This window comes from Pseudomonas sp. R3-52-08 (assembly GCF_003851745.1).
In the GTDB taxonomy this organism is placed as follows: domain Bacteria; phylum Pseudomonadota; class Gammaproteobacteria; order Pseudomonadales; family Pseudomonadaceae; genus Aquipseudomonas.
Genome location: NZ_CP027730.1, coordinates 5,632,869 through 5,656,202 on the forward strand (window position 1 = coordinate 5,632,869; position 23,334 = coordinate 5,656,202).

At 59.9% G+C, this 23,334-nt stretch carries 20 protein-coding genes; 5 read left to right on the forward strand and 15 right to left on the reverse strand.

Translation table 11 applies throughout. The features are described 5' to 3' along the window. Positions 1–52: 52 nt before the first annotated feature. From C4J91_RS26080 to C4J91_RS26095, 4 genes are all read right to left on the reverse strand, one after another. On the reverse strand, positions 53–1,147 hold the full coding sequence (locus tag C4J91_RS26080; RefSeq protein ID WP_124364868.1) for a polyamine ABC transporter substrate-binding protein: 1,095 nt from the start codon (positions 1,145–1,147) through the stop codon (positions 53–55). 208 nt (positions 1,148–1,355) lie between these two features. Next, on the reverse strand, positions 1,356–2,450 hold the full coding sequence (locus C4J91_RS26085; RefSeq protein WP_124365217.1) for a polyamine ABC transporter substrate-binding protein: 1,095 nt from the start codon (positions 2,448–2,450) through the stop codon (positions 1,356–1,358). A gap of 192 nt (positions 2,451–2,642) precedes the next feature. Continuing rightward, positions 2,643–4,007, reverse strand: a complete 1,365-nt coding sequence (locus C4J91_RS26090; RefSeq protein WP_124364869.1) for an aspartate aminotransferase family protein — start codon at positions 4,005–4,007, stop codon at positions 2,643–2,645. 58 nt (positions 4,008–4,065) lie between these two features. Continuing rightward, a complete protein-coding gene (locus C4J91_RS26095; protein ID WP_124364870.1) occupies positions 4,066–5,424 on the reverse strand; it encodes a glutamine synthetase family protein in 1,359 nt (452 codons plus the stop codon). A 610-nt stretch (positions 5,425–6,034) separates the two neighbouring features. Here C4J91_RS26095 and C4J91_RS26100 point away from each other — a divergent pair. Both C4J91_RS26100 and C4J91_RS26105 read left to right on the forward strand, forming a co-directional pair. Further along, positions 6,035–7,411 (forward strand): glutamine synthetase family protein, encoded by a 1,377-nt coding sequence (locus C4J91_RS26100; RefSeq protein ID WP_124364871.1) that lies wholly within the window; start codon positions 6,035–6,037, stop codon positions 7,409–7,411. Between the two features lie 231 nt (positions 7,412–7,642). After that, a complete protein-coding gene (locus C4J91_RS26105) occupies positions 7,643–8,272 on the forward strand; it encodes a TetR/AcrR family transcriptional regulator (RefSeq protein WP_124364872.1) in 630 nt (209 codons plus the stop codon). A 140-nt stretch (positions 8,273–8,412) separates the two neighbouring features. Here the strand turns inward: C4J91_RS26105 and C4J91_RS26110 are convergent, their stop codons facing one another. The 10 genes from C4J91_RS26110 to argE all read right to left on the reverse strand — a co-directional run bounded on the left by C4J91_RS26110 (position 8,413) and on the right by argE (position 18,971). Beyond that, the gene (locus C4J91_RS26110) at positions 8,413–8,628 is read right to left on the reverse strand and encodes a molybdopterin-binding protein (protein ID WP_003176783.1); all 216 of its coding nucleotides are present in this window, start codon (positions 8,626–8,628) and stop codon (positions 8,413–8,415) included. Between the two features lie 106 nt (positions 8,629–8,734). Next, a complete protein-coding gene (ssuB, locus tag C4J91_RS26115; RefSeq protein ID WP_124364873.1) occupies positions 8,735–9,541 on the reverse strand; it encodes an aliphatic sulfonates ABC transporter ATP-binding protein in 807 nt (268 codons plus the stop codon). Then, positions 9,538–10,326: an aliphatic sulfonate ABC transporter permease SsuC gene (ssuC, locus tag C4J91_RS26120; RefSeq protein WP_124364874.1), complete on the reverse strand. Its 789-nt coding sequence runs from the start codon at positions 10,324–10,326 to the stop codon at positions 9,538–9,540. Before ssuC ends, ssuB begins: the two co-directional genes overlap by 4 nt. Positions 10,327–10,335: 9 nt before the next feature. Next, complete coding sequence (gene ssuD, locus C4J91_RS26125) at positions 10,336–11,484, reverse strand: FMNH2-dependent alkanesulfonate monooxygenase (protein WP_124364875.1); 1,149 nt, start codon at positions 11,482–11,484, stop codon at positions 10,336–10,338. Between the two features lie 25 nt (positions 11,485–11,509). After that, positions 11,510–12,478, reverse strand: coding sequence for a sulfonate ABC transporter substrate-binding protein (locus C4J91_RS26130; protein ID WP_124364876.1), 969 nt, complete (start codon positions 12,476–12,478; stop codon positions 11,510–11,512). A 93-nt stretch (positions 12,479–12,571) separates the two neighbouring features. Next, entirely contained in the window at positions 12,572–13,165 is a 594-nt protein-coding gene (gene ssuE / locus C4J91_RS26135; protein ID WP_124364877.1) for an NADPH-dependent FMN reductase, read from the reverse strand. 315 nt (positions 13,166–13,480) lie between these two features. After that, entirely contained in the window at positions 13,481–14,119 is a 639-nt protein-coding gene (locus C4J91_RS26140) for a peroxiredoxin (protein WP_015886425.1), read from the reverse strand. A gap of 272 nt (positions 14,120–14,391) precedes the next feature. Then, entirely contained in the window at positions 14,392–15,735 is a 1,344-nt protein-coding gene (locus C4J91_RS26145) for an OprD family porin (protein ID WP_065934171.1), read from the reverse strand. A gap of 653 nt (positions 15,736–16,388) precedes the next feature. Next, a complete protein-coding gene (gene argA / locus C4J91_RS26150; RefSeq protein ID WP_124364878.1) occupies positions 16,389–17,687 on the reverse strand; it encodes an amino-acid N-acetyltransferase in 1,299 nt (432 codons plus the stop codon). 135 nt (positions 17,688–17,822) lie between these two features. Then, a complete protein-coding gene (argE, locus tag C4J91_RS26155; protein WP_124364879.1) occupies positions 17,823–18,971 on the reverse strand; it encodes an acetylornithine deacetylase in 1,149 nt (382 codons plus the stop codon). A 157-nt stretch (positions 18,972–19,128) separates the two neighbouring features. Between argE and C4J91_RS26160 the strand changes: the two genes are divergently transcribed. Beyond that, positions 19,129–20,496 carry an inorganic triphosphatase gene (locus C4J91_RS26160; RefSeq protein WP_124364880.1) on the forward strand — a complete coding sequence of 456 codons (1,368 nt, stop codon included), beginning with the start codon at positions 19,129–19,131 and terminating at the stop codon, positions 20,494–20,496. A gap of 117 nt (positions 20,497–20,613) precedes the next feature. Here C4J91_RS26160 and C4J91_RS26165 read toward each other — a convergent pair whose 3' ends face one another. Continuing rightward, positions 20,614–21,084, reverse strand: a complete 471-nt coding sequence (locus C4J91_RS26165) for an Lrp/AsnC family transcriptional regulator (protein ID WP_124364881.1) — start codon at positions 21,082–21,084, stop codon at positions 20,614–20,616. Between the two features lie 127 nt (positions 21,085–21,211). Here C4J91_RS26165 and C4J91_RS26170 point away from each other — a divergent pair, with 127 nt between their 5' ends. After that, a complete protein-coding gene (locus C4J91_RS26170; RefSeq protein ID WP_124364882.1) occupies positions 21,212–21,550 on the forward strand; it encodes a hypothetical protein in 339 nt (112 codons plus the stop codon). A gap of 81 nt (positions 21,551–21,631) precedes the next feature. Next, positions 21,632–23,317, forward strand: a complete 1,686-nt coding sequence (locus C4J91_RS26175) for a GspE/PulE family protein (RefSeq protein WP_124364883.1) — start codon at positions 21,632–21,634, stop codon at positions 23,315–23,317. Positions 23,318–23,334 lie beyond the last annotated feature (17 nt).

A 23,334-nucleotide genomic window follows, 5' to 3' on the forward strand; every position in this document is an offset into this window, starting at 1 on the left:
AAAAAAAGAGTACAGCTCGCCCGGTGCAGGCGAACCTTGAATAGTTTGAGCCTTACTTGCCCGTCTTGACCTTGGTCCAGCTACGGGTCATTAAACGCTGCACGTTCGGGGGTAGCTCGACGTTGACGAATGTCCGGTCGAGAACCGCCTGCGGTGGGTAAACCGCTGCGTCGGTGCGTATCGATTGCTCCATCAGTGTGTCCGCCCCGGGGTTAGGGTTGGCATAACCGACGTAGTCACTGACCTGAGCGATCACTTCAGGTTGCAGCAAATAGTTGATGAAGGCGTGAGCCTCTTTGACGTTGGCAGCGTCCTTGGGGATCGCCAGCACGTCAAACCACAGGTTGCCGCCTTCCTTGGGAATCGCGTAGGCGATGTTCACGCCTTTGCCTGCCTCGCTTGCGCGGGCCTTGGCCTGGAACACATCACCGGAGAAACCGGCTGCCACGCAGATATTGCCGTTGGCCAGGTCCGAGATGTATTTGGAGGAATGGAAGTAGGTCACGTAGGGCCGTACCTTGAGCAGTTTTTCCTCGGCCTTCTTGTAGTCGGCCGGGTTGGTACTGTTAGGGTCCAGGCCCATGTAGTTGAGCACGGCCGGCAGCATTTCATCCGCCGAGTCCATGAACGAAACGCCGCAGGTGGCGAGCTTCTTCATGTTTTCCGGCTCGAACAGCACGGCCCAGGAATCGATCTTGTCGACGCCCAGCACCTCCTTCACTTTGTCGACGTTGTAACCGATGCCGTTGGTGCCCCACAGGTACGGCACGGCGTAGCCATTGCCCGGATCATTTTTCTCAAGACGCTTGAGCAATGCCGGGTCAAGGTTGGCGTAATTGGTCAGCAGGGACTTATCCAGCTTCTGGAACGCCCCGGCCTTGATCTGCTTGCCCAGGAAGTGGTTGGACGGCACCACCACGTCGTAACCGGTACGCCCGGCGAGCAGCTTGCCTTCCAGGGTTTCGTTGGAATCGAACACGTCATAGACGGGCTTGATGCCGGTGGCCTTTTCGAAGTTGGCCAATGTGTCGGGGCCGATGTAGTCCGACCAGTTATAAACATGCACGGTCGGTGCGGCCTGCACGCTGACAGCCAGCGTGATACCTGCACCCACCAGCAAGGCTTTGCGAAATAAAGAAATTGGCAAGTGGAGGTCCTCTTAAATAGTTGGCCCTAGAGTTGTTGCCCGGCAACAAAACCGGCGCGCAACTTACCCTCGATAAACCGATCCGGCAAAACTTTCTTTGATCTAATTTGTGGGAGGGGGCTTGCCCCCGATGGCGGTGTGTCAGCTTGCACAGGTGTTTCTGATACAACGCCATCGGGGGCAAGCCCCCTCCCACAGGTTTTGAGGCTTATTTACCGGATTTGATCTTGGTCCAGCTGCGCGTCATTTCACGCTGGGTCGCGGCCGGCAGGTCCGCAATCGCGTAGAGCTTGGCCTGCACTTCTGCCGACGGGTAGATGCCCGGGTCGCTGGTGATGTCTTTGTCGACCAGCGCCGTGGCCTTCTCGTTGCCGTTCGGGAAGCGCACGCTGTTGGTGATCGACGCCATGACTTCCGGCTTGAGCAGGTAGTTCATGAATGCATAGGCGGCGTCGACGTTTTCAGCATCTTTCGGGATGGCGACCATGTCGAAGAAGCTGCCGGCGCCTTCTTTCGGAATGTCGTAGGCCACTTTGACTTTGCCACCAGCTTCAGCCGCACGGGACTTGGCCTGCTGGATGTCACCCGAATAACCCACGGCCACGCAGATGTTGCCGTTGGCCAGGTCCGAGATGTACTTGGACGAGTGGAAGTAGCCAATCGACGGGCGGATTTTCAGGAACAGGTCTTCGGCTTGCTTGAGGTCGGCCTTCTTCTGGCTGTCGGTCGGCAGGCCCAGGTAATGCAAGGCGATCGGCAGCATTTCGGTCGGCGAGTCGAGGAAGCTCACGCCGCAGCTTTTCAGCTTGGCGATGTTTTCCGGCTTCATCAGCACATCCCACGACTCGATCTTGTCCACGCCCAGCGCGGCCTTGACCTTCTCCGGGTTGTAGCCGATACCAATCGAGCCCCACATGTACGGGAAGGCGTGCTTGTTGTCCGGGTCGCTGACCGACACGGCCTTAAGCAGGGATTTGTTCAGGTTGCTGTAGTTGGGCAGCTTGGACGTGTCCAGCTCCTGGTAGACACCGGCCTTGATCTGCTTGGCGAGGAAGTTGTTCGACGGTACGACGATGTCGTACCCGGACTTGCCTGCCAGCAACTTGGCTTCCAGGGTCTCGTTGCTGTCGAACACGTCGTACACCACCTTGATGCCGGACTCTTTTTCAAAGTTGGCGACGGTGTCCGGTGCAATGTAGTCGGACCAGTTGTAGACGTGCAGCACTTTATTGTCCGCCTGGGCCGCGCTCGCCATTGCGCCCATCAGGGACAAGGCGAGGAGGGTCTTGCCAGCGTTCTTCAAACCTAATGCCTTCATTGGGTGATGCTCCGATTTTTCTTTTTGGGGCCGCAAGTTGTAGGTGTTTCGGGCCCAGCCAAAGGGCAACAAAACAGGACGACAGTCTGGCAAGTTCGGGGGCCCGCTTTCAACAGGCCCCTACATTTATCTACACAGTCGCAGCACCCGAAAGCCGCTGCGCACTGAGCCTAGCACTTAGCCCTGCAATGCCGCCAAAGTCAGGTCCAGGCACTGGCGGGCCTTGGTCACCAGTTCGTCGATTTCGGCCTGGCTGATCACAAGCGGCGGCGAAATGATCATGGTGTCGCCCACGGCGCGCATGATCAGGCCATTTTCGAAGCAGAACGTGCGGCAGATCATGCCCGCGCCCTTTCCTTCGTAACGCTTGCGCGTGGCCTTGTCCTGCACCAGCTCGATCGCTCCGAGCATGCCCACGCCGCGCACTTCACCCACCAGTGGATGGTCCGCCAGCTCCCTCAGACGTTTCTGCAAATACGGTGCCGTTTCGTCGTGTACACGGTTAACGATTTTTTCATCGCGCAGGATTCGGATGTTTTCCAGGGCCACCGCCGCCGCCACCGGGTGCCCGGAGTAGGTGAAACCGTGGTTGAAATCGCCGCCTTCGTTGAGCACGGCCACCACATCGTCGTGCACGATCAGCCCGCCCATGGGCACGTAGCCCGAGGTCAGGCCCTTGGCGATGGTCATCATGTGGGGCTTGAGGTCGTAGAAATCGCTGCCGAACCACTCGCCGGTACGGCCGAAACCGCAGATCACTTCGTCGGCGACAAACAGGATGTCGTACTTGGCGAGGATTTCCTTGATGCGCGGCCAGTAGCTGTCGGGCGGCACGATCACGCCACCGGCGCCCTGGATCGGCTCGGCAATAAACGCACCGACCGTGTCCACGCCCAGCTCCAGGATCTTCTCTTCCAACTGGTTGGCGGCCCAGACCCCGAATTCGTCAGGGCTCATGTCGCCGCCTTCGCCAAACCAGTACGGTTGGGCGATGTGGGTGATGCCCGGGATCGGCAAGTCGCCCTGTTCATGCATGTAGGTCATGCCGCCCAGGCTGGCGCCGGCCACCGTGGAGCCGTGGTAGCCATTCTTGCGGCTGATGATGGTTTTCTTGTTGGGCTGGCCTTTGATCGCCCAGTAGTGGCGGACCATGCGCAACATGGTGTCGTTGCCTTCGGAGCCGGAACCGGTGAAGAACACATGGTTCATGCCCGCGGGTGCGACTTCGGAAATGACTTTGGCCAGCTCGAGTACCGGCGGGTGAGCGGTCTGGAAGAACAGGTTGTAGTACGGCAGTTCTTTCATCTGCTTGGCGGCGGCGTCAGCCAGTTCATCGCGACCGTAGCCGATCGCCACGCACCACAGGCCGGCCATGCCGTCGAGGATCTTGTTGCCTTCGCTGTCCCACAGGTAAACGCCGTGGGCTTTGGTGATGATCCTTGGGCCTTTCTCTTTCAATTGCTTGAAGTCGCTGAACGGCGCCAGGTGGTGATCATTGCTCAAGGCTTGCCATTCACGGGTTTGCGGGTTGTTGCTGGACATACCAATCTCCTAGACATTTCAGGTGGGGGCGCGCTGTTCCAGCAGCGCGCCCGGCGCATCAGACGGCAAAGAGTAGGAATTCCCGCTCCCACGAACTGATCACGCGCTTGAAGTTTTCATGCTCGGCCCGCTTGACCGCGACGTAGCCGGTGATGAACTTCTGACCCAGGTATTTCTCGATGGTCTTGCTGTTTTCCATGCGTTCCAGCGCGTCTTCGATGGTCAACGGCAGGCGCAGGTTGCGTCGCTCGTAGCCACGACCCACCACGGGTGCGCTCGGGTTATGGCCTTCGACCATGCCGATGTAGCCACACAGCAAGCTGGCGGCAATCGCCAGGTACGGGTTGGCATCGGCGCCCGGCAAGCGGTTTTCCACGCGGCGGTTCTGCGGGCCGGCATCCGGTACGCGCAGGCCCACGGTGCGGTTTTCTTCGCCCCACTCCACGTTCACCGGCGCCGAGGTGTCGGGCAGGAAGCGGCGGAACGAGTTCACGTTGGGGGCGAATAAAGGCAGCAATTCGGGGATGAATTTCTGCAGGCCGCCGATGTGATTGAGGAACAGTTGGCTCATGGTCCCGTCTTCATTGGAGAAGACGTTCTTGCCGGTGGCGATCTCGATAATGCTCTGGTGCAGGTGCATCGCGCTGCCGGGCTCGCCGGTCATCGGCTTGGCCATGAAGGTGGCGGCCACGTTGTGCTTGAGCGCCGCTTCACGCATGGTGCGCTTGAACACCAGGATCTGGTCGGCCAGGGACAGCGCATCGCCGTGGCGGAAGTTGATTTCCATCTGCGCGGTGCCGTCTTCGTGGATCAGCGTGTCGAGGTCCAGTTCCTGCAGCTCGCACCAGTCGTAGACGTCTTCGAACAGTGGGTCGAATTCGTTGGCGGCTTCTATAGAGAAGGACTGGCGGCCCGTCTCCGGGCGACCGGAGCGGCCAATGGGCGGTTGCAGCGGGAAGTCCGGGTCTTCGCAGCGCTTGGTCAGGTAGAACTCCATCTCCGGCGCCACGATGGGCTGCCAGCCGCGGTCGGCGTAGAGCTTGAGGACCTTCTTGAGCACGTTGCGCGGCGACAGCTCGATCGGGTTGCCTTGCTTGTCGTAGGTGTCGTGGATCACCTGGGCGGTCGGCTCGATGGCCCACGGCACCAGGAACACCGCGTTCTGGTCGGGGCGGCAGATCATGTCGATGTCGGCCGGGTCGAGCAATTCGTAATAGATGTCGTCTTCGACATAGTCGCCGGTCACGGTCTGCAGCAGAACGCTCTCGGGCAGGCGCATGCCTTTTTCGGCGATGAACTTGTTGGTCGGCGAGATCTTGCCCCGGGTGATGCCGGTGAGGTCGCCAATCATGCATTCGACTTCTGTGATCTTGTGGTCTTTCAACCAATCGGTGAGCTGGTCGAGGTTGTTACTCATAAATGCCTCTGGGCTGGGTTTCCTGGCATCCATTAAAAGGCCAGGCGTTGGTTGACGCAGCATCCGCGTCGTTTTGTTCACTCAGGGTAGGAGCTTACCTGCCATTTGCTGCAGCGTTGCATTCCTCACGCCAAACTTGTGCAGAATCATGAGCAGCACTCTGCATTGGCGCTGCCGGGCGGCACCGTTGAGACAAACGAAGGGAAAAAGAGAGGGTCGGACCAAGCGTCAAGAATATTGGCCGGTGCGCAGGGATACACGCTGCAGGAATAAACGGAACACACAGCCTGGCTGAAGCAGGCCAAGACGCCAGTTGGCGGCAGGCGAGACATGAAGCACCCCGGTATTATTGCTGTTATGGGTTTGAATCGAGCTTAGCCTTGTTCATTTTTTTACACAACACCCCCGTAAAAAATACAACACGGCCCGCTCAAGCCTGCAGGTCCCAAGACCCTCAAACCCAAAAAAACGCCCCAAAAAGCCCCAAAAAAGGCGCCCTGGCGCTTTTTCAGGGCAAAAAAGGCCTCGCTTGACTTCGGCATGCCGTTCGGGTTGACTGAAACCAGAAAAGATCAATGATTGATATTTTTAACAACAAAGGTGTTGCATCATGTCGGTACCCCCGCGTGCCGTTCAGCTTAACGAAGCGAACGCGTTCCTTAAGGATCATCCTGAGGTTCTGTACGTAGACCTTCTAATTGCGGATATGAATGGTGTGGTGCGCGGTAAGCGCATCGAACGCACCAGCCTCCACAAGGTTTACGAGAAGGGCATTAACCTGCCTGCCTCTTTATTTGCCCTGGATATCAACGGCTCTACGGTGGAAAGCACCGGCCTGGGCCTGGACATCGGTGATGCTGACCGAATCTGTTATCCAATCCCCGACACCCTGTGCAATGAGCCCTGGCAAAAGCGCCCCACCGCGCAACTGCTGATGACCATGCACGAACTGGAAGGCGAACCCTTCTTCGCCGATCCGCGCGAAGTGCTGCGCCAAGTCGTGAGCAAGTTCGACGACATGGGCCTGACCATCTGCGCCGCCTTCGAGCTTGAGTTCTACCTGATCGACCAGGAGAACGTGAACGGCCGGCCACAACCGCCTCGCTCGCCGATTTCCGGCAAACGCCCGCACTCGACACAGGTCTACCTGATCGACGACCTCGACGAATACGTCGACTGCCTCCAGGACATTCTGGAAGGTGCCAAAGAGCAAGGCATCCCGGCCGACGCCATCGTCAAGGAAAGTGCCCCGGCGCAGTTCGAAGTGAACCTGCACCACGTCGCCGACCCGATCAAGGCCTGCGACTACGCGGTACTGCTCAAGCGCCTGATCAAGAACATCGCCTACGACCATGAGATGGACACCACCTTCATGGCCAAGCCTTACCCAGGCCAGGCAGGCAACGGTTTGCACGTACACATCTCCATTCTGGACAAGGACGGCAAGAACATCTTTGCCAGCGAGGATCCCGAGCAGAACGCCGCATTGCGTCACGCGATCGGCGGTGTGCTCGAGACCCTGCCCGCCCAAATGGCGTTCCTGTGCCCCAACGTCAACTCCTACCGTCGTTTCGGCGCACAGTTCTACGTGCCGAACTCGCCGTGCTGGGGCCTGGACAACCGCACCGTGGCGATTCGCGTACCGACCGGCACTGCCGACTCCGTGCGTATCGAACACCGCGTGGCGGGTGCCGACGCCAACCCTTACCTGCTGATGGCTTCGGTCCTGGCGGGCGTGCACCACGGTCTGACCAACAAGATCGAACCGGGCGCTCCTGTGGAAGGCAACAGCTACGAGCAGAACGAACAAAGCCTGCCGAACAACCTGCGCGATGCCCTGCGCGAGTTGGATGACAGCGAGGTGATGGCCAAGTACATCGATCCTAAATACATCGATATCTTTGTCGCCTGTAAGGAAAGTGAGCTGGAAGAGTTCGAACACTCCATCTCCGACCTTGAGTACAACTGGTATCTGCATACCGTTTAAACAGCGGCTGCAGAAAAAGAGCGCCGCAGAGCTTATGGCCTGCGGCGTTTTTTATGGGTTTCTTCTGAGGGACCGCGTTGGCAGCATCGGGAGCAAGCCCCCTCCCACATTTGACTGCATTCCAAAGTTGGAACTCGGTCAAGTGTGGGAGGGGGCTTGCCCCCGATGGCGCTCTGGCAGACAACACACCTTCCTGCTCATACAATGCCCGCTGCCCTGTAGGAGACTTCCATGCCCCCCCGCCCCGCCGCCCCTCGCAAACCCCGCGCCCGCAGCCAGGCCCGGATCGACGCGATCCTGGACGCCGCCCGCGCCTTGCTGGCGGCCGAAGGCGTGGCCGGCCTGTCGATCTACAGCGTGGCCGAACGGGCGCAAATCCCGCCCTCGTCGGTGTACCACTTTTTCGCCAGCGTGCCGGCGTTACTGGAGGCATTGACGGCGGATGTGCACGCAGCCTTCCGCGCGGCCATCCAGGCGCCCATCGAACATGACTCGCTCACGACCTGGCGCGACCTGTCCTGCATCGTCGAGCAGCGCATGCTCACCGTCTACAGCAATGATGCCGCAGCCCGCCAGTTGATCCTGGCCCAGCATGGCTTGACCGAAGTCACCCAGGCGGATCGTCAGCATGACCTGGAATTGGGCGATCTGATGCTCGACGTGTTCAATCGCCACTTCGACGTGCCGACACTACCCAGCGATGTGGATGTGTTTGCCCTGGCATTGGAGCTCAGTGACCGCGTGTATGCGCGTTCGGTGCACCAGCATGGGCAGATCACGCCGCGCATGGCGGAGGAAGGGATGCGGGTGTTTGATGCGTATGTGGGGCTTTATTTGCCGATGTATTTGCCCAAGCGGTGAGTCTTCTAATGATCGTTCCCACGCTCTGCGTGGGAATGCATCCCGTGACGCTCCGCGTCACTTTTATGCAGCGGGACGCGGAGCGTCCCAGGCGGCATTCCCACGCAGAGCGTGGGAACGATCAAGGCGGTCTCAAACACTCACAGTTTGGCGATCGACACCTCGGTCGATTTCACGAAGGCAATCACTTCACTGCCAATCACCAACTCCAGCTCCTTTACCGAGCGGGTGGTGATCACCGAGGTGACGATGCCAGACGCCGTCTGCACGTCGATTTCCGACAACACATCGCCCACCACGATTTCCTTGATGGTGCCTTTGAACTGGTTACGCACGTTGATGGCTTTGATAGTCATACGATTTCTCCTCGAGTGGAAATTAGCTGCAAGTTGCGAGCTACAAGCTGCAAGTAAAAGCACCGGGCTCCTTCTTGCAGCTTGAAGCTAAAAGCTTGCCGCTGCTTTATTGCGCCCAACGCAATTGCGTCGGCAGCGGTGAAACGGGTTCGGGTTCCGGCGGTGAGCCGGGCAGCGACAGCACGCGGTTGAGCACTTCGGCTTCCAGCGCAGCCAGGCGATGTGAGCCACGGGCGCGGGGACGGGGCAGGTCCACCATCAGGTCCAGGCCGATTTCGCCGTCTTCGATCAGGATGACCCGGTCGGCAATCGCCACGGCTTCACTGACGTCATGGGTGACCAGCAGCACGGTAAAGCCATGTTTCTGCCACAGGTTTTCGATCAGTTGCTGCATCTCGATACGTGTCAGGGCATCCAGCGCGCCCAGCGGTTCGTCAAGCAGCAACAGGCGCGGCTGATGAATCAGGGCCCGCGCCAACGCGACGCGCTGCTTCTGGCCACCAGACAAGGCCGCCGGCCACTCCTCGGCGCGCTCGGCCAGGCCTACCGCCTCCAGCGCTTGCAACGCCTTGGGGCGCCAGTTGCCCGTAAGGCCCAGGCCGACGTTGTCGATGATCTTTTTCCACGGCAGCAAGCGCGCTTCCTGGAACATCAGCCGCGTGTCTTCGATTGCCTCATGCAGCGGCGCAGAACCCGCCAGCAGCTCGCCGCCACTGGCTTTGTCCAGCCCCGCCAGCAGGCGCAGCAAGGTACTTTTGCCGCAGCCGCTGCGGCCGACCACCGCCACGAATTGGCCGGCTGGGATATGCAGGTCGATGTCCTTGAGCACTTCACGCGCGCCAAAGGATTTGCGCAATTTGCGCACCGCCAGGGGGATGCCCTTGAGCAGGCGCGGGGGTTGTTGAGCCGTCATGCCGCACCTCCCTTATTCACTTGATACGCCGGGTGCCAGCGCAGCCACACCCGTTCCAGGCCTCGCGCCGCCAGGTCGGCCAGCTTGCCGAGGATCGCGTACATGACGATGGCCAGCACCACCACGTCGGTCTGCAGGAACTCGCGGGCGTTCATCGCCAGGTAACCGATGCCGGAACTGGCCGAGATGGTTTCCGCCACGATCAGCGTCAACCACATAAAGCCCAGGGCAAAGCGCACGCCCACCAGGATCGACGGCAACGCGCCCGGCAGGATCACTTGCCAGAACAGGCTGAAGCCGGACAAGCCGTAGCTGCGCGACATTTCCACCAGCGCCGGGTCGACGTTGCGGATGCCGTGGTAAGTGTTCAGGTAGATCGGGAACAACGTGCCCAGGGCCACCAGGAAAATCTTCGCAGTCTCGTCAATCCCGAACCACAGGATCACCAAGGGAATCAGCGCCAGGTGCGGCACGTTGCGGATCATCTGCACCGAGCTGTCCAGCAGACGCTCGCCCCACTTCGACAGGCCGGTGATAAAGCCCAGGGCCAGGCCGATGCTGCCACCGATCACAAAGCCCAGGCCCGCGCGCCAGCCGCTGATCGCCAGGTGCGTCCAGATTTCGCCGCTGCGGACCAGGTTGATGCCAGCCTCGATGACCGCACTGGGCGCCGGCAGAATGCGCGTCGACAGCCAACCCGCCGTCACCGACAACTGCCACACCGCCAGCAATAGAATCGGCAGCACCCAGGGCGCTACGCGATGGCTGAATTTTTCCAGGTTCATAGCGCCCCCTCAGCTCTGCGACGCAGCTTTGGGAAGGATGTCGTTGGCCACCATCTCGCCGAACGGGCTGACGTAGCCGGCACTTTTCGGCAGTTCGGGACGTTCGATATCCAGGTGCGGGAACAGCAATTCTGCGACCCGATACGACTCTTCCAGGTGGGGATAACCGGAGAAGATAAAGGTGTCGATGCCCAGGTCTGCGTATTCCTTGACCCGTGCCGCAACCGTTGGGCCATCGCCCACCAGCGCAGTGCCCGCGCCGCCGCGCACCAGGCCGACCCCGGCCCACAGGTTGGGGCTGACTTCCAGGTTGTCGCGACTGCCGCCATGCAAAGCCGCCATGCGCTGCTGGCCCACCGAATCGAAGCGCGCCAGGGACGCTTGGGCGCGGGCGATGGTTTCGTCGTCCAGGTGGGAGATCAGTTTATCGGCGGCTTTCCAGGCCTCCTCGTTGGTTTCACGCACGATCACATGCAAGCGAATACCAAAGCGCAGAGTGCGCCCAAGCTTGGCGGCCTTGGCCCGTACTTGTTCGATTTTTTCCGCCACCGCTGCCGGGGGTTCGCCCCAGGTCAGCACCATTTCCACCTGTTCGGCTGCCAGGTCCTGGGCCGCTTCGGACGAACCGCCGAAATACAGCGGCGGGCGCGGCTGCTGGATTGGCGGGTAGAGCAACTTGGCGCCTTTGACGCTGATGTGCTCGCCGTCGTAATCAACGGTCTCGCCTTCCAGCACGCGACGCCAGATGCGCGTGAATTCCACCGACGCCTGGTAGCGCTCTTCGTGACTGAGGAACAAGCCGTCGCCGGCCAGTTCTTCCGGGTCACCACCGGTCACCAGGTTGAACAGCGCACGGCCACCGGACAGGCGGTCCAGGGTCGCCGCCTGGCGCGCGGCCACGGTCGGGGAAATGATCCCGGGGCGCAGCGCAACCAGAAATTTCAAACGCTGGGTCACCGGAATCAGCGAGGCGGCCACCAGCCACGAGTCTTCGCAAGAGCGCCCGGTGGGGATCAACACCCCACCGAAGCCCAGACGGTCAGCGGCCTGGGCCACTTGTTGCAAGTAACCGTGATCGACGGCGCGAGCGCCTTCGGCGGTGCCAAGGTAATGACCGTCGCCGTGGGTAGGCAGGAACCAGAAAATATTGAGGCTCATGGAGTTGTCTCCTGAAGAAGTCGGATTACGGCGCTTTGGCAACCGAGGCGGGTGGGGTCCAGATCACGTCCTTGATGCTCAAGGGCTTGGGAATCAATTTGAGCTGGTAGAAGCTGTCGGCGATTTTCTGCTGCGCCGCGACCACTTCGGGCGTCAGGAACAGCGCGCCGTAGCCCTGGCGTTTCACCGAGGTCAGGGTGATATCAGCGGGCAGGCCAAGCAGCGGCGCGACCTGGTCCGTCACTTCCTGTGGGTTGGCCTTGGACCATTCGCCCACGGCGCGCACTTCTTCCACCAGCGCCTTGATCACTTCAGGGTGCTGTTCGGCGTAGGGCTTGGTCGCCAGGTAAAACTGGTGGTTGTCAGCGATGCCGGTGCCGTCGCGCAGGGTTCGCGCTTGCAGTTGCTTCTCGGCGGCGGCCTGGTACGGGTCCCAGATTACCCAGGCGTCCACACTGCCGCGTTCGAAGGCCGCGCGGGCATCGGCGGGCGGCAGGAACACGGTTTTCACGTCGGTGTAGGCAAGGCCGGCGTCTTCCAGCGCACGAACCAGCAGGTAGTGCACGTTGGAGCCTTTGTTCAGCACGATCTTCTTGCCCTTGAGCTCGGCCACCGTTTTGATCGTCGAATCCTTGGGCACCAGGATCGCTTCACTGGTCGGCGCGGGCGGCTCGTAGGCCACGTAAAGCAGGTCCGCACCGGCGGCCTGGGCGAACACGGGTGGGGTTTCGCCGGTGACGCCAAAGTCGATGGAGCCGACATTCAGGCCCTCGAGTAATTGCGGGCCACCGGGGAATTCGGTCCATTGCACCTGCACGCCCTGGGCAGCCAGGCGTTTTTCCAGGGTGCCCTTGGCCTTGAGCAGCACCAGCGTGCCGTATTTCTGGTAACCGATGCGCAGGGTTTCTGCGGCGTGGGCTTGAACGATGGCGCCGAAGGACACAGCCGCAGCAAACAGTGCGACCAGACCGCGACGCAAAATGACAGTGCGCATGGCGCTCTCCAAATAGGCGATTAGGGTATTGGTGGCACCTGCTTGGCCGTTGGCGGCTGAGTAAGGTGAGTGTTTCCAGATGTCGGGTAAGGCTTAAATGCTCCAGCGAGCACTCAACAAGCGTTCATTGAGTACATGCGGGTCCAACGGTTTCGGGCGGCGGGCCATGGCGCTGTAGAACTGCTCCAGGGCTTCGTGCAAGCGCTGCTCGAGCACGGGCACCAATTGCGCCTGGGCACTGCCTTCGCCGTAGGCGATCTGGCTGTCTTCGGCAAAGATCCCATGCAGCAATTCCTGCGCTTTGAGCGCCGACAACACGGGTTTAAGGGCGTAATCCACCGCCAGCATGTGCGCGATGCTGCCACCGGTGGCCATTGGCAAGACCACCTTGTGGGCCAGGGCGCGCTCAGGCAGCAGGTCGAGTACGGTCTTCAAGGCACCGGAGAACGAGGCCTTGTACACCGGCGTGGCGATCACCAAACCATCGGCATTCGCCACTTGCTGCAACAGGTCGATGACCTTGGGGCTGTCGAACCGTGCATGCAGCAGGTCTTCGGCCGGAAAGTCGCGGATCTGGTAACTCACCACTTCCACGCCCTGGTCCTGCAGCCATTGACGGGTTTTCTCCAGTAAGACCCCGGAGCGGGAACGCTGACTGGGACTGCCTCCAAGTGTTACGACCAGCATGCAAGTATTCCTTGAGCAAGTGTCGGCGGTTCGCTGTGTGGCGATGGCGCCAAGATGGGACAGACCTTAGCAGTAGATTTATATATCTTTAAATCTTATTTATTCATTTGTTTATTCCATAAAAACATATGAGATAAACAGATCGCCAGGCGAAAAAAAAGGCCGTCGAAACGGCCTGAAAAACCCCTGCTTGTGTGCTTGAAATGTGCTCAACATGTGGGAGGGGGCTTGCCCCCGATAGCGGTCGGTCAGGAAAGTATTAGGTAACTGACGCACCGCAATCGGGAGCAAGCCCCCTCCCACATGGGTCCTGTGTTAACGATTGGGTTGCGGGGTAAGCCGCAGGTACGGCTTCACTGCCCTATAGCCCTTGGGAAAGCGTTTTTTGATCTCTTCCTCATCCTTGAGCGACGGCACGATCACCACCTCATCACCGTCCTGCCAATTGGCGGGAGTGGCGACCTTATGGTTGTCGGTCAGCTGCAGCGAGTCGATCACCCGCAGGATTTCGTGGAAGTTACGACCGGTGCTGGCCGGGTAGGTAATGGTCAGGCGGATTTTCTTGTTCGGGTCGATCACGAACAGGGAGCGCACGGTGAGGGTGTCACTGGCGTTGGGATGGATCAGGTCGTAGAGGTCCGAGACTTTGCGGTCGGCATCGGCCAGGATCGGGAAATTGACGACGGTGTTCTGGGTTTCGTTGATGTCTTCGATCCATTTGTGGTGCGAGTCCACCGGGTCAACCGACAAGGCAATGGCCTTGACGCCTCGCTGGGCGAACTCATCCTTGAGTTTGGCGGTGAAGCCCAGTTCGGTGGTGCACACCGGAGTAAAGTCCGCCGGGTGGGAGAACAGCACACCCCAGCTATCACCCAGCCATTCGTGGAAACGAATCTTGCCGGCGCTGGAATCCTGTTCGAAGTCGGGGGCGATGTCGCCCAGTCTTAGGCTCATGGTGGGGCTCCTGATGAGTGCTTATGGAGCTCACTGTGCAGGGTTTGGGAAGATTTTAAAAAGAATAAATATCGATTTATCTAGACGATAAAGGAATATAAAAATCTGTTCATTGGACTTCGGAGCGGACGAGGATCAACATCGTTTTCAAGGTTCGAGAAGGCCTTGAGACGCTGTACCAAGAGGGATTTCAGGAAGGGCTTGCGGGGGTTGAGCCCGACTTGAAAGCAACACACCTTGCCCGGCATTGCGCCGGGCAAGGCTTTACAGTCTTACAACAGCGGGATCGAGTAGCTGACGATCAAGCGGTTTTCGTCCTGGTTACGCGCGTTGGCGATATCGCTGCGCCACATAGCGTTTTTCCACGCCACGCCGACGTTTTTCAGCGGACCTTCCGGTACGACGTAGGCAACAGTGATGTCACGTTCCCACTCGGACTGGCCGGTGAACTCGGCACGGTTGCTGGCAACGGTGTCGATATGGTCGCCTTTGAGGTAAACCACACCAGCGGTCAGGCCAGGTACGCCAACCTTGGCGAAGTCATAGGAGTAGCGAGCTTGCCAGGTACGCTCGCCGGCACGGGCGAACTTCTGGATCTGCATGTCGGTAGTGATGTAGGCCGACGAGCCGTCACCCTGGTTCAGCCAAGGGAAGTCGCTGCTGCCGTTGCTGACCTGGTAACCACCACCGAAGGTGTGACCGGCAACCGAATACAGGAACAGGCCGCTGTACAGGTTGTTGTCGACTTTCCCACGACCGGAGTTGACGCCACCATAGTTGCCTGTAGAAAAGTAGGCGGACTGGTTGCCGTTGTTACCGTCGTCGGAGCTGTTGAAATAACGCAGGTCAGACTTCAACACGCCCGGACCGATGGCCCAGTTATGGGTCAGGCCCAGGAAGTGCTGCTTGTAGAAATCTTCCAGATTGCCGTAGTAGTACTGGGCGGTCAGATCCTTGGTGATCTTGTAGTCGCCACCGGCGTAGTAGAACTTGTTGCTCGAACGCCAGTTCACGCCACGGCTGTTAGCACCGGAGATGGACAGGCTTTCGTTGTTGCTGGAGTTACGGCCCTTGGCTTTTTCGATCTGGCCGGCGACCAGGGTCAGGTCCTTGATGTCGCTGGAGGTGATTTGACCACCCTGGAAAGTCTGCGGCAGCAGACGACCATCGTTGGTCACGATGACCGGCAGCTTGGGCTGCAAGGTACCCAGCTTCAATTCAGTCTGGGAAATCTTGGCTTTGGCAGTCAGGCCCAGGCTTGAGTAGTTATCAACAGCTTCGCCATTGGACTTGCTCGGGAAGATGGTGCCGCCATAGGACGTGGCAGTCGCGCCGTTGGTACCGCCGCCGGAATCCAGGCGAACACCCAACAGGCCGATAGCGTCAAGACCGAAGCCAACGGTGCCTTGGGTATAACCGGAGATGAAACGCAGATCGAAGCCTTGGCCCCATTCTTCGTTCTTGCTCGGGTTGGCCGTGCCTTCGCGGTTATCGGTGTTGATATAGAAGTTACGCAGACCCAGTGTGGCCTTGCTGTCTTCGATGAAACCGGCAGCGCCTGCTTGCTGGGCGATGGCGCCCAACGCTACAGCCACAGCCAAGGTGGACTTCTTCATGTACCGCTCCTCTCATTTCTAATTTTTGTATTTCTTTGGTCTCGGGTCTGACGCCCTCGATCCACAGATGCGCGATTAGCGCCAGATAGTGACCACCAAGTCAATCCTAACCTTGCATGCCTACTACCTTCGTCTAACCGCAGTTGATTTGGTCCCTGCAGGGTAATGAGTTTTTCATACACCCAAAAAGAATTGTTTCATTCTTTTTCATACCATTCAGGAATAAGCGCATTCACCCACCGGGCTGGTCAGGCTAGACCGACCACCCCATAAGCTAATTCCTAAAGGGTATTTATCAGCACTTTTTTAGATCGCTTAGTGTTGACGCTCTGCTGCATACGTCACCCACGATCAAAAAGGCGACGCCATCATGGCCAAAGGCACATCCTCCCGTCAATTTGTTACAGTTTTTGTATCGGGATTACTTTCTTTTGATGTCAGCGCGGCTGTCGGCTACTGACGGCGTTTTTATCGTATCGGCACAAATCAAGGCTTCTGAAGCCTTGGTAAAGTTTTTGAAGGCGCAGGGCTCAAATGTGGGAGGGGGCTTGCTCCCGATTGCGGTCTGTCAGCGACTTATCAGTTAACTGACCCACTGCTATCGGGGGCAAGCCCCCTCCCACATTTGGTTAGGTAGTGTTGCTGGATTGGGTTTACAAAGGCTTCTCGAAAATTTTCGAGTTGCGCTGATAGTTGTACAGCGACGCCCGCGCTGAAGGCAGGCGGTCCACGCTGCTTGGCACAAAGCCGCGCTCACGGAACCAGTGGGCGGTGCGGGTGGTGAGGACAAACAAGGTTTTCAGGCCCTGGGCCCGGGCACGGGTCTCGATGCGTTCGAGCAATACATCGCCGCGTGCGCCATGGCGGTATTCCGGGTTCACCGCCAGGCACGCCAACTCACCCGCATCCGAATCGGCGATCTGATACAACGCCGCGCAGGCAATGATCATGCCTTCACGCTCGACCACGCTGAACTGCTCGATCTCACGCTCAAGCACTTCCCGGGAACGACGCACCAGGATGCCCTGCTCTTCCAAAGGACTGATCAGGTCGAGCAAACCGCCGACGTCTTCAATCGCCGCTTCGCGCACCAGTTCGAATTGCTCCTGGGCAACCAGCGTACCGCCGCCGTCGCGGGTGAACAGTTCGGTGAGCAAAGCGCCGTCTTCGACATAGCTGACAATATGGCTGCGCCCTACCCCGCCACGGCAGGCTTCGGCGGCGGCATCGAGCAGCTCTGCCTGATAGTTGCTGCCCAGGCGCTGCAGGTGCGCCGGCACTTGCTGCGGACGTAACTCACGCACCAGTCGGCCGTTTTCATCGATCAGGCCCAGGTCGGCACCAAACAGCAGCAACTTGTCGGCGCCCAGGTCGATGGCGGCACGGGTGGCCACGTCTTCGCAGGCGAGGTTGAAAATCTCACCGGTGGGCGAATAACCCAGCGGCGACAGCAGCACGATAGAGCGCTCGTCCAGCAACCGGTTGATGCCCTTGCGGTCGACCCGGCGCACTTCGCCGGTGTGGTGATAGTCCACGCCTTCGAGCACACCGATTGGCCGCGCGGTCACCAGGTTGCCGCTGGCCACCCGCAAGCGCGAGCCCTGCATGGGCGATGACGCCATGTCCATGGACAGGCGCGCTTCGATGGCAATACGCAACTGCCCCACCGCGTCGATCACGCACTCGAGCGTCGCCGCATCGGTAATGCGCAAACCTTCGTGATAAGCCGGGGTAAGGCCGCGCGCTTCAAGGCGCGCTTCAATCTGCGGACGCGAGCCGTGCACCAGCACCAGTCGCACGCCCAGGCTGTGCAACAGCACCAGGTCGTGGACGATATTGCCGAAGTTCGGGTGTTCCACCCCATCGCCAGGCAGCATGACCACAAAGGTGCAGTCGCGGTGGGCATTGATGTAGGGCGAAGCGTGACGAAGCCAATTAACGTAGTCGGGCATAACACCTGGGCCTGTAATAAAAAGCAGCCAAAAAGGATCAATCGTGAAAGCGCACAGCTGGCTGATGGTTATCGTCGGAACAGGCTTGGCGACACGCTCACTCTCCTTTCTATGTACGAACAGGCAGGGGTTAATTTATGCGGGTTTCAGGCAGTAATGTTCGATCAATTCCCGCAATAGACGCACTGTAGGCGTCAAGCGTGACATTTCGAGGTATTCGCCCGGCTGGTGCGCACAGGCGATATCGCCAGGGCCGAGCACCAGGGTTTCGCAACCAAGGCGCTGAAGATAAGGCGCTTCGGTGCCGAACGCCACTGCTTCGGCACGGTGGCCGGTCAAACGTTCCGCCACCCTTACCAACTCCGCGTCTTCCGGCTGCTCGAAGGGCGGTACTTCCGGGAACAGCGGCGCGTAATCGATCTTGACCTTATGCCGCTCGGCCAGGGGCTCGAGTTTTTGCCGGATGGCGGCGCGCAGCACCGCAGGGTCCATGCCCGGCAGGGGGCGCAGGTCGAACTCCAGGGAGCATTGGCCACAGATGCGGTTGGGGTTGTCGCCGCCATGGATGCAGCCGAAGTTCAGGGTCGGCTGCGGCACGCTGAACTGCGGGTTGCGGTATTCGCGCTGCCAGGCAAGGCGCAGGCCGCGCAGTTCGCCGATGGCGTCGTGCATGGCTTCAAGGGCACTGTGGCCAAGGCTTGGGTCCGACGAATGGCCGCTGCGCCCAAGAATGTCGATGCGTTCCATCATCACGCCTTTGTGCAGGCGGATCGGCTTGAGGCCGGTCGGTTCGCCGATCACCGCCGCCCGGCCCAGCGGCCGCCCCGCCTCGGCCAGTGCGCGGGCACCGGACATGGAGCTTTCTTCATCGCAGGTGGCGAGGATCAGCAGCGGTTGCTTGAACGGTTGGTCCAGCAGCGGCAGCACCGCTTCAATCGCCAGCGCAAAAAAACCCTTCATGTCGCAACTGCCCAATCCTACCCAGCGGCCGTCGACTTCCGTCAGCTTGAGCGGGTCGGTTTCCCACAGTGCCGCGTCGTAGGGCACCGTGTCGCTATGGCCAGCCAGCACCAGGCCACCGGGGCCACTGCCGAAACTTGCCAACAGGTTGAACTTGCCAGGGCTGACCTGCTGGATGTCGATGGAGAAGCCCAGGTCGCCCAGCCAGGTGGCGAGCAGGTCGATCACCGGGCGATTGGTCTGGTCGAGGGACGCCTGCGTGCAACTGACCGACGGCGCGGCAATCAACGCGGCGAACTGCTCTTTCATGGACGGTAACGGCATACGCGGTCTCCAACTTCCCGGATGAACCCCACTATAGAGCCATCTGCACGACACAATAAACCGTTGCGGCACGTTGCCGGGCTCAGTCCTGTACACTGCACGACCTTGGCAGCCACACTTTTCCCCGGCTGCGCTCCCGATCCTGGATTTTCCGGCCATGCAGAAAGAAACCGAAATCAAGCTCCGTGTCAGCCGCGAAACACTCGCCGCGCTGCGTGAGCACCCGCTACTGAAAAAACGCAACAAAAGTGGCTGGGAACGCCGTGAGTTGATGAACCAGTACTTCGACACCCCCGAGCGCGACCTGGCCCAGGCCAAGGTGGCCCTGCGCTTGCGCAAGGACGGTGACGACATCATCCAGACCCTCAAGACTCGTGGCCAGAGCGTCGCCGGCTTGTCGGAACGTAACGAATACAACTGGGACCTGCCCAAAGCCAAGCTCGATGTGAAGAAGCTCGACGGCGAATGCTGGCCCGAGCAACTGGCCGAGCTGGACAAAAAGACCCTCAAGCCGATCTTCACCACCGACTTCGTGCGCGAGCGCGCTGAAATCGCCTGGGGTCGCGGCAAGGCCAAGGTGGTGATCGAGGCCGCCCTGGACCTGGGCCACGTGGTGGTCGGCAAGCAGAAGGAAGAAATCTGCGAGCTGGAACTGGAACTGCGCGAAGGCGAACCGGCCGCCCTGCTGGAACTGGCCGCCGAACTGGCCGCAACCCTGGCGCTGATGCCGTGTGACATCAGCAAGGCCGAACGTGGCTATCGCCTGTACGACGCCAGCAGCTATTCCTTGAGCCTGCCGGCACCGCAGATCCACGCCGAAATGCCGTTGGACGATGCCTTCGCCGCAATCATGTGGCACTTGCTGGGCAGCAGCCAGCGCCTGGCCGAGCAATATCGCTTCAATGGCCACTGGCGCTTGCTGCAGGACTGGGTCGAGACCCTCGGCGAATTGCGCGCGCTGATCGGCAGCCTCGGCCAGGCCGCGCCGCGTCAATCCACCAGCGAATTGCGCAGTGTCCTGGATGCGTTGCTGGAAGACTGGCGCCCGCTGGTCCAGGCCGGTGACGACGATGAAGACATCCGCAAAGCCGCGCCGGAGCAGTTCGTTGAAGAGCTGCAGGACGTGCGCTGGGGCCTGTTCTCCCTGAACACCTCGCGCTGGCTGCTGGCCCGCACCTGGACCGCCGAGCGTAACGTGCGCGGCAACCGCCAGGGCGCTGCGCAAATCACCAACTGGCTACCGCGCCTGCTGGCCGACGACGCCGTTGCTCTGCAACTGCCGCGCTACCAGCAACAGCCGGAAGACCTGGCCGAGCAACTGCCGCGTATCGAACGCATCCAGGCCTGGCTGCACCATGCCCGTCAGGTGGTGGATATTCCGGAACTGGACCGTTTGTACGGCGAACTGAACAAGCTGGCGCACCTGGCTAACCAGCCGATCACCGATGAGTCGCTGGATGCGCGGATGCACCAAGCGATTGCGGTTTATCAGAATCGTGCCTGGAAGATGCTTCTGCGTCTGTGATATCGCCATCGGGGGCAAGTCGAATCGTCGCACCGCCCCTCCCACCATTGACCGAGTTCCTACTTTGGAATGCAGTCACATGTGGGAGGGGGCTTGCCCCCGATGAGGCCGGACCTGCTAGCGCAATACTGGCAGGCTGGTTGTGGATTTTATTTCCGACAACGCCACAATCGAATTAACCTCCTGAATCCCCGGCACCATCGACAACTTGTCGAAGAAAAACCGCTCGTACGCCTCGATGTCAGACGCAACAATGCGCAACAGAAAATCCACCGCGCCCATCAGCACATAGCACTCCAACACCTCCGGAAAGCCACGAATCGCCTCGGTAAACTCGGTGAAGTTGGACCGACCATGGGCGTTGAGTTTGACCTCGGCGAAAATCTGCGTGTTGAGGCCGATTTTTTTGCGGTCCAGCAAGGTGACCTGGCCACGGATCACGCCATCCTCCTTGAGCCGCTGAATACGCCGCCAGCAAGGTGACTGCGAGAGGCCGACCTGCTCGGCGATCTGTGCGCTGGAGAGCGAAGCGTCCTCTTGGAGCAGGGCCAGGATACGGCGGTCATAAGCGTCCAGCTCGCTTTGCATAGAAATACCTTATAAGTTGATTATGTTGAATTGTTTGATTCGATTATCTGCCAATCTGTTCGATTTGAGATAAGAAATCTCAGCCGCTGCGTGTAAAAATTTCTTCAGTCGAATTTGGAGAATCAGCATGCACGCCGTCGAAACCGCTCACCCTGTTACCCGCGCCGATGCATGGGCCGTCGATAGCCTTCACTGCGAGGCGCATTATCGAATCGTCGCGGAGGCGGAGCCGGACGTACTGTGTCGGGTGTTGAATTACTTCGCGCTGCAATTTCTCACGCCCAATCAGGTGAGCGTGAACAGGGAAGACGACCTGCTGCGCATCGACATCATGATGGGCGGCCTGAGCTGGCACCGCGCCCAGGTGATCGGTGAAAAGATTCGAAACCTGATCAGCGTGTGTTCCCTGGAACTGCGCCCGGCCGACTGCGCGCGGCTTCAAGCCGTGGCCGCAACGTCTCGGTAAAAATCTGCAATACACGTACACGCAGAGTTTTCAGAAGCTGGCTAGCCTGGGATTACACCCGACGCCCACCAGGAAACTCTCATGTCCACCGCCCTGCCAGATCGCCCTCTGGAACTGCATCCGTTGCTGCCTGCATTGCTCGAGCAGGAGCTGATCACGGCAGAGACGGCGCAACGGTTGTTGTCCGCGCCCACCAGCGCCCAGCATCCCCTGGAGCGTATCGCCGCAGAAGGGCCGTGCCTGGAAACGTTAACCCAATGGCTGGCCCGGCAGGTCGAGCAACCTTATCTGCGCATCGACCCGCTGAAGATCGACGTCGCGACGGTGGTGCCGTTGATGTCCCATGCCTTCGCCCAACGTCATGCCATCCTCGCAGTCGCCGTGGATGCGCGCAGCGTCACGATCGCCAGCGCTCAACCCCATGTCAGTGGCTGGGAGGCCGGGCTTTCCCAAGTACTCAAACGCACGATCAAGCGCGTGGTGGCCAATCCCCAGGCGATCCAGCGCTGCATCAACGAGTTCTATCGGTTGGCCAAATCGGTCAGTGGGGCCGATCAAAAAATGGCAACGCCCGGCAATGTTGACCTGCTCAGCCTCGGCGCCAGCGATAAGGAGCCGCACGCCGATGACGCGCACATCGTCAATATCGTCGACTGGCTGCTGCAGTACGCCTTCGGTCAGCGGGCGAGCGATATTCATATCGAGCCCTGCCGCGAACAGGGTCGTGTGCGCTTTCGGATCGATGGCCTGTTGCATGACGTCTACCAATTTCCGCCCCAGGTCACCACCGCTGTCGTCAGCCGCCTGAAAAGCCTTGGCCGTATGAACGTGGCAGAGAAGCGCAAACCCCAGGATGGGCGCATCAAAATGAAAACCCCGGCAGCCACTGAAGTGGAACTGCGCCTTTCGACCTTGCCCACTGCCTTTGGCGAGAAACTGGTCATGCGCATTTTTGACCCCCAGGTACTGCTCAAGGATTTCGACCAGCTGGGCTTGTCTGCCGAAGATCAACAGCGCTGGCAGGCCATGACCCGACAGGCCCACGGCATTATCCTGGTCACTGGCCCGACCGGCTCGGGCAAGACCAGCACGCTTTACGCCACCCTCAAGCAACTGGCGAGCCGGGAGATCAACCTGTGCACGGTGGAGGACCCCATCGAGATGGTCGAACCGGCGTTCAACCAGATGCAGGTGCAGCACAACATCGACCTGACCTTCGCCAGCGGTATCCGCGCGTTACTGCGCCAGGACCCGGACATCATCATGATCGGCGAGATTCGCGACCGGGAAACCGCCGAAATGGCGATCCAGGCCGCGCTGACCGGGCACCTGGTGCTGTCGACCCTGCATACCAACGACGCGCCGAGCGCGATCAGCCGCTTGCAGGAACTGGGGATCGCTCATTATTTGATCAAGGCAACGCTGATAGGCGTCATGGCGCAACGCTTGGTGCGTGTGCTGTGCTCCCATTGCAAACACGCCGTGGCCGACGCCTATGAAGCCGCTGGCTGCGTTGAATGCCGTGACAGTGGTTACCGGGGCAGAGCCGGGCTCTATGAGATCATGACGGTGGACGAAACCCTCAAGGCGCTGATTACCCCCGGCGCGGACGTGCAGGCCTTGCGCCATGCGGCTCTCGGGCAAGGCATGCACAGCCTGCGCATGGCTGGCCTGCAAAAGGTGAAGGCCGGGCTGACGACGATGGCGGAAGTCCTGAGGGTGACCCCTGGGGATTCAGAAACAAATCCTTTGTTTGTTGGGCATTGAAACCGTCCTTATCCGTG

Excerpts from the sequence above, each read along its gene's own strand:
- C4J91_RS26100 (WP_124364871.1), top strand. The coding sequence starts at position 6,035 with ATGTCGGTACCCCCGCGTGCCGTTCAGCTTAACGAAGCGAACGCGTTC.
- C4J91_RS26090 (WP_124364869.1), bottom strand. The coding sequence starts at position 4,007 with ATGTCCAGCAACAACCCGCAAACCCGTGAATGGCAAGCCTTGAGCAAT.
- C4J91_RS26165 (WP_124364881.1), bottom strand. The coding sequence starts at position 21,084 with ATGCAAAGCGAGCTGGACGCTTATGACCGCCGTATCCTGGCCCTGCTC.
- ssuD (WP_124364875.1), bottom strand. The coding sequence starts at position 11,484 with ATGAGCCTCAATATTTTCTGGTTCCTGCCTACCCACGGCGACGGTCAT.
- argE (WP_124364879.1), bottom strand. The coding sequence starts at position 18,971 with ATGCCGTTACCGTCCATGAAAGAGCAGTTCGCCGCGTTGATTGCCGCG.
- ssuB (WP_124364873.1), bottom strand. The coding sequence starts at position 9,541 with ATGACGGCTCAACAACCCCCGCGCCTGCTCAAGGGCATCCCCCTGGCG.
- C4J91_RS26110 (WP_003176783.1), bottom strand. The coding sequence starts at position 8,628 with ATGACTATCAAAGCCATCAACGTGCGTAACCAGTTCAAAGGCACCATC.
- C4J91_RS26130 (WP_124364876.1), bottom strand. The coding sequence starts at position 12,478 with ATGCGCACTGTCATTTTGCGTCGCGGTCTGGTCGCACTGTTTGCTGCG.
- ssuC (WP_124364874.1), bottom strand. The coding sequence starts at position 10,326 with ATGAACCTGGAAAAATTCAGCCATCGCGTAGCGCCCTGGGTGCTGCCG.
- argA (WP_124364878.1), bottom strand. The coding sequence starts at position 17,687 with ATGCCCGACTACGTTAATTGGCTTCGTCACGCTTCGCCCTACATCAAT.
- C4J91_RS26170 (WP_124364882.1), top strand. The coding sequence starts at position 21,212 with ATGCACGCCGTCGAAACCGCTCACCCTGTTACCCGCGCCGATGCATGG.
- C4J91_RS26160 (WP_124364880.1), top strand. The coding sequence starts at position 19,129 with ATGCAGAAAGAAACCGAAATCAAGCTCCGTGTCAGCCGCGAAACACTC.
- C4J91_RS26140 (WP_015886425.1), bottom strand. The coding sequence starts at position 14,119 with ATGAGCCTAAGACTGGGCGACATCGCCCCCGACTTCGAACAGGATTCC.
- ssuE (WP_124364877.1), bottom strand. The coding sequence starts at position 13,165 with ATGCTGGTCGTAACACTTGGAGGCAGTCCCAGTCAGCGTTCCCGCTCC.
- C4J91_RS26175 (WP_124364883.1), top strand. The coding sequence starts at position 21,632 with ATGTCCACCGCCCTGCCAGATCGCCCTCTGGAACTGCATCCGTTGCTG.
- C4J91_RS26145 (WP_065934171.1), bottom strand. The coding sequence starts at position 15,735 with ATGAAGAAGTCCACCTTGGCTGTGGCTGTAGCGTTGGGCGCCATCGCC.
- C4J91_RS26095 (WP_124364870.1), bottom strand. The coding sequence starts at position 5,424 with ATGAGTAACAACCTCGACCAGCTCACCGATTGGTTGAAAGACCACAAG.
- C4J91_RS26105 (WP_124364872.1), top strand. The coding sequence starts at position 7,643 with ATGCCCCCCCGCCCCGCCGCCCCTCGCAAACCCCGCGCCCGCAGCCAG.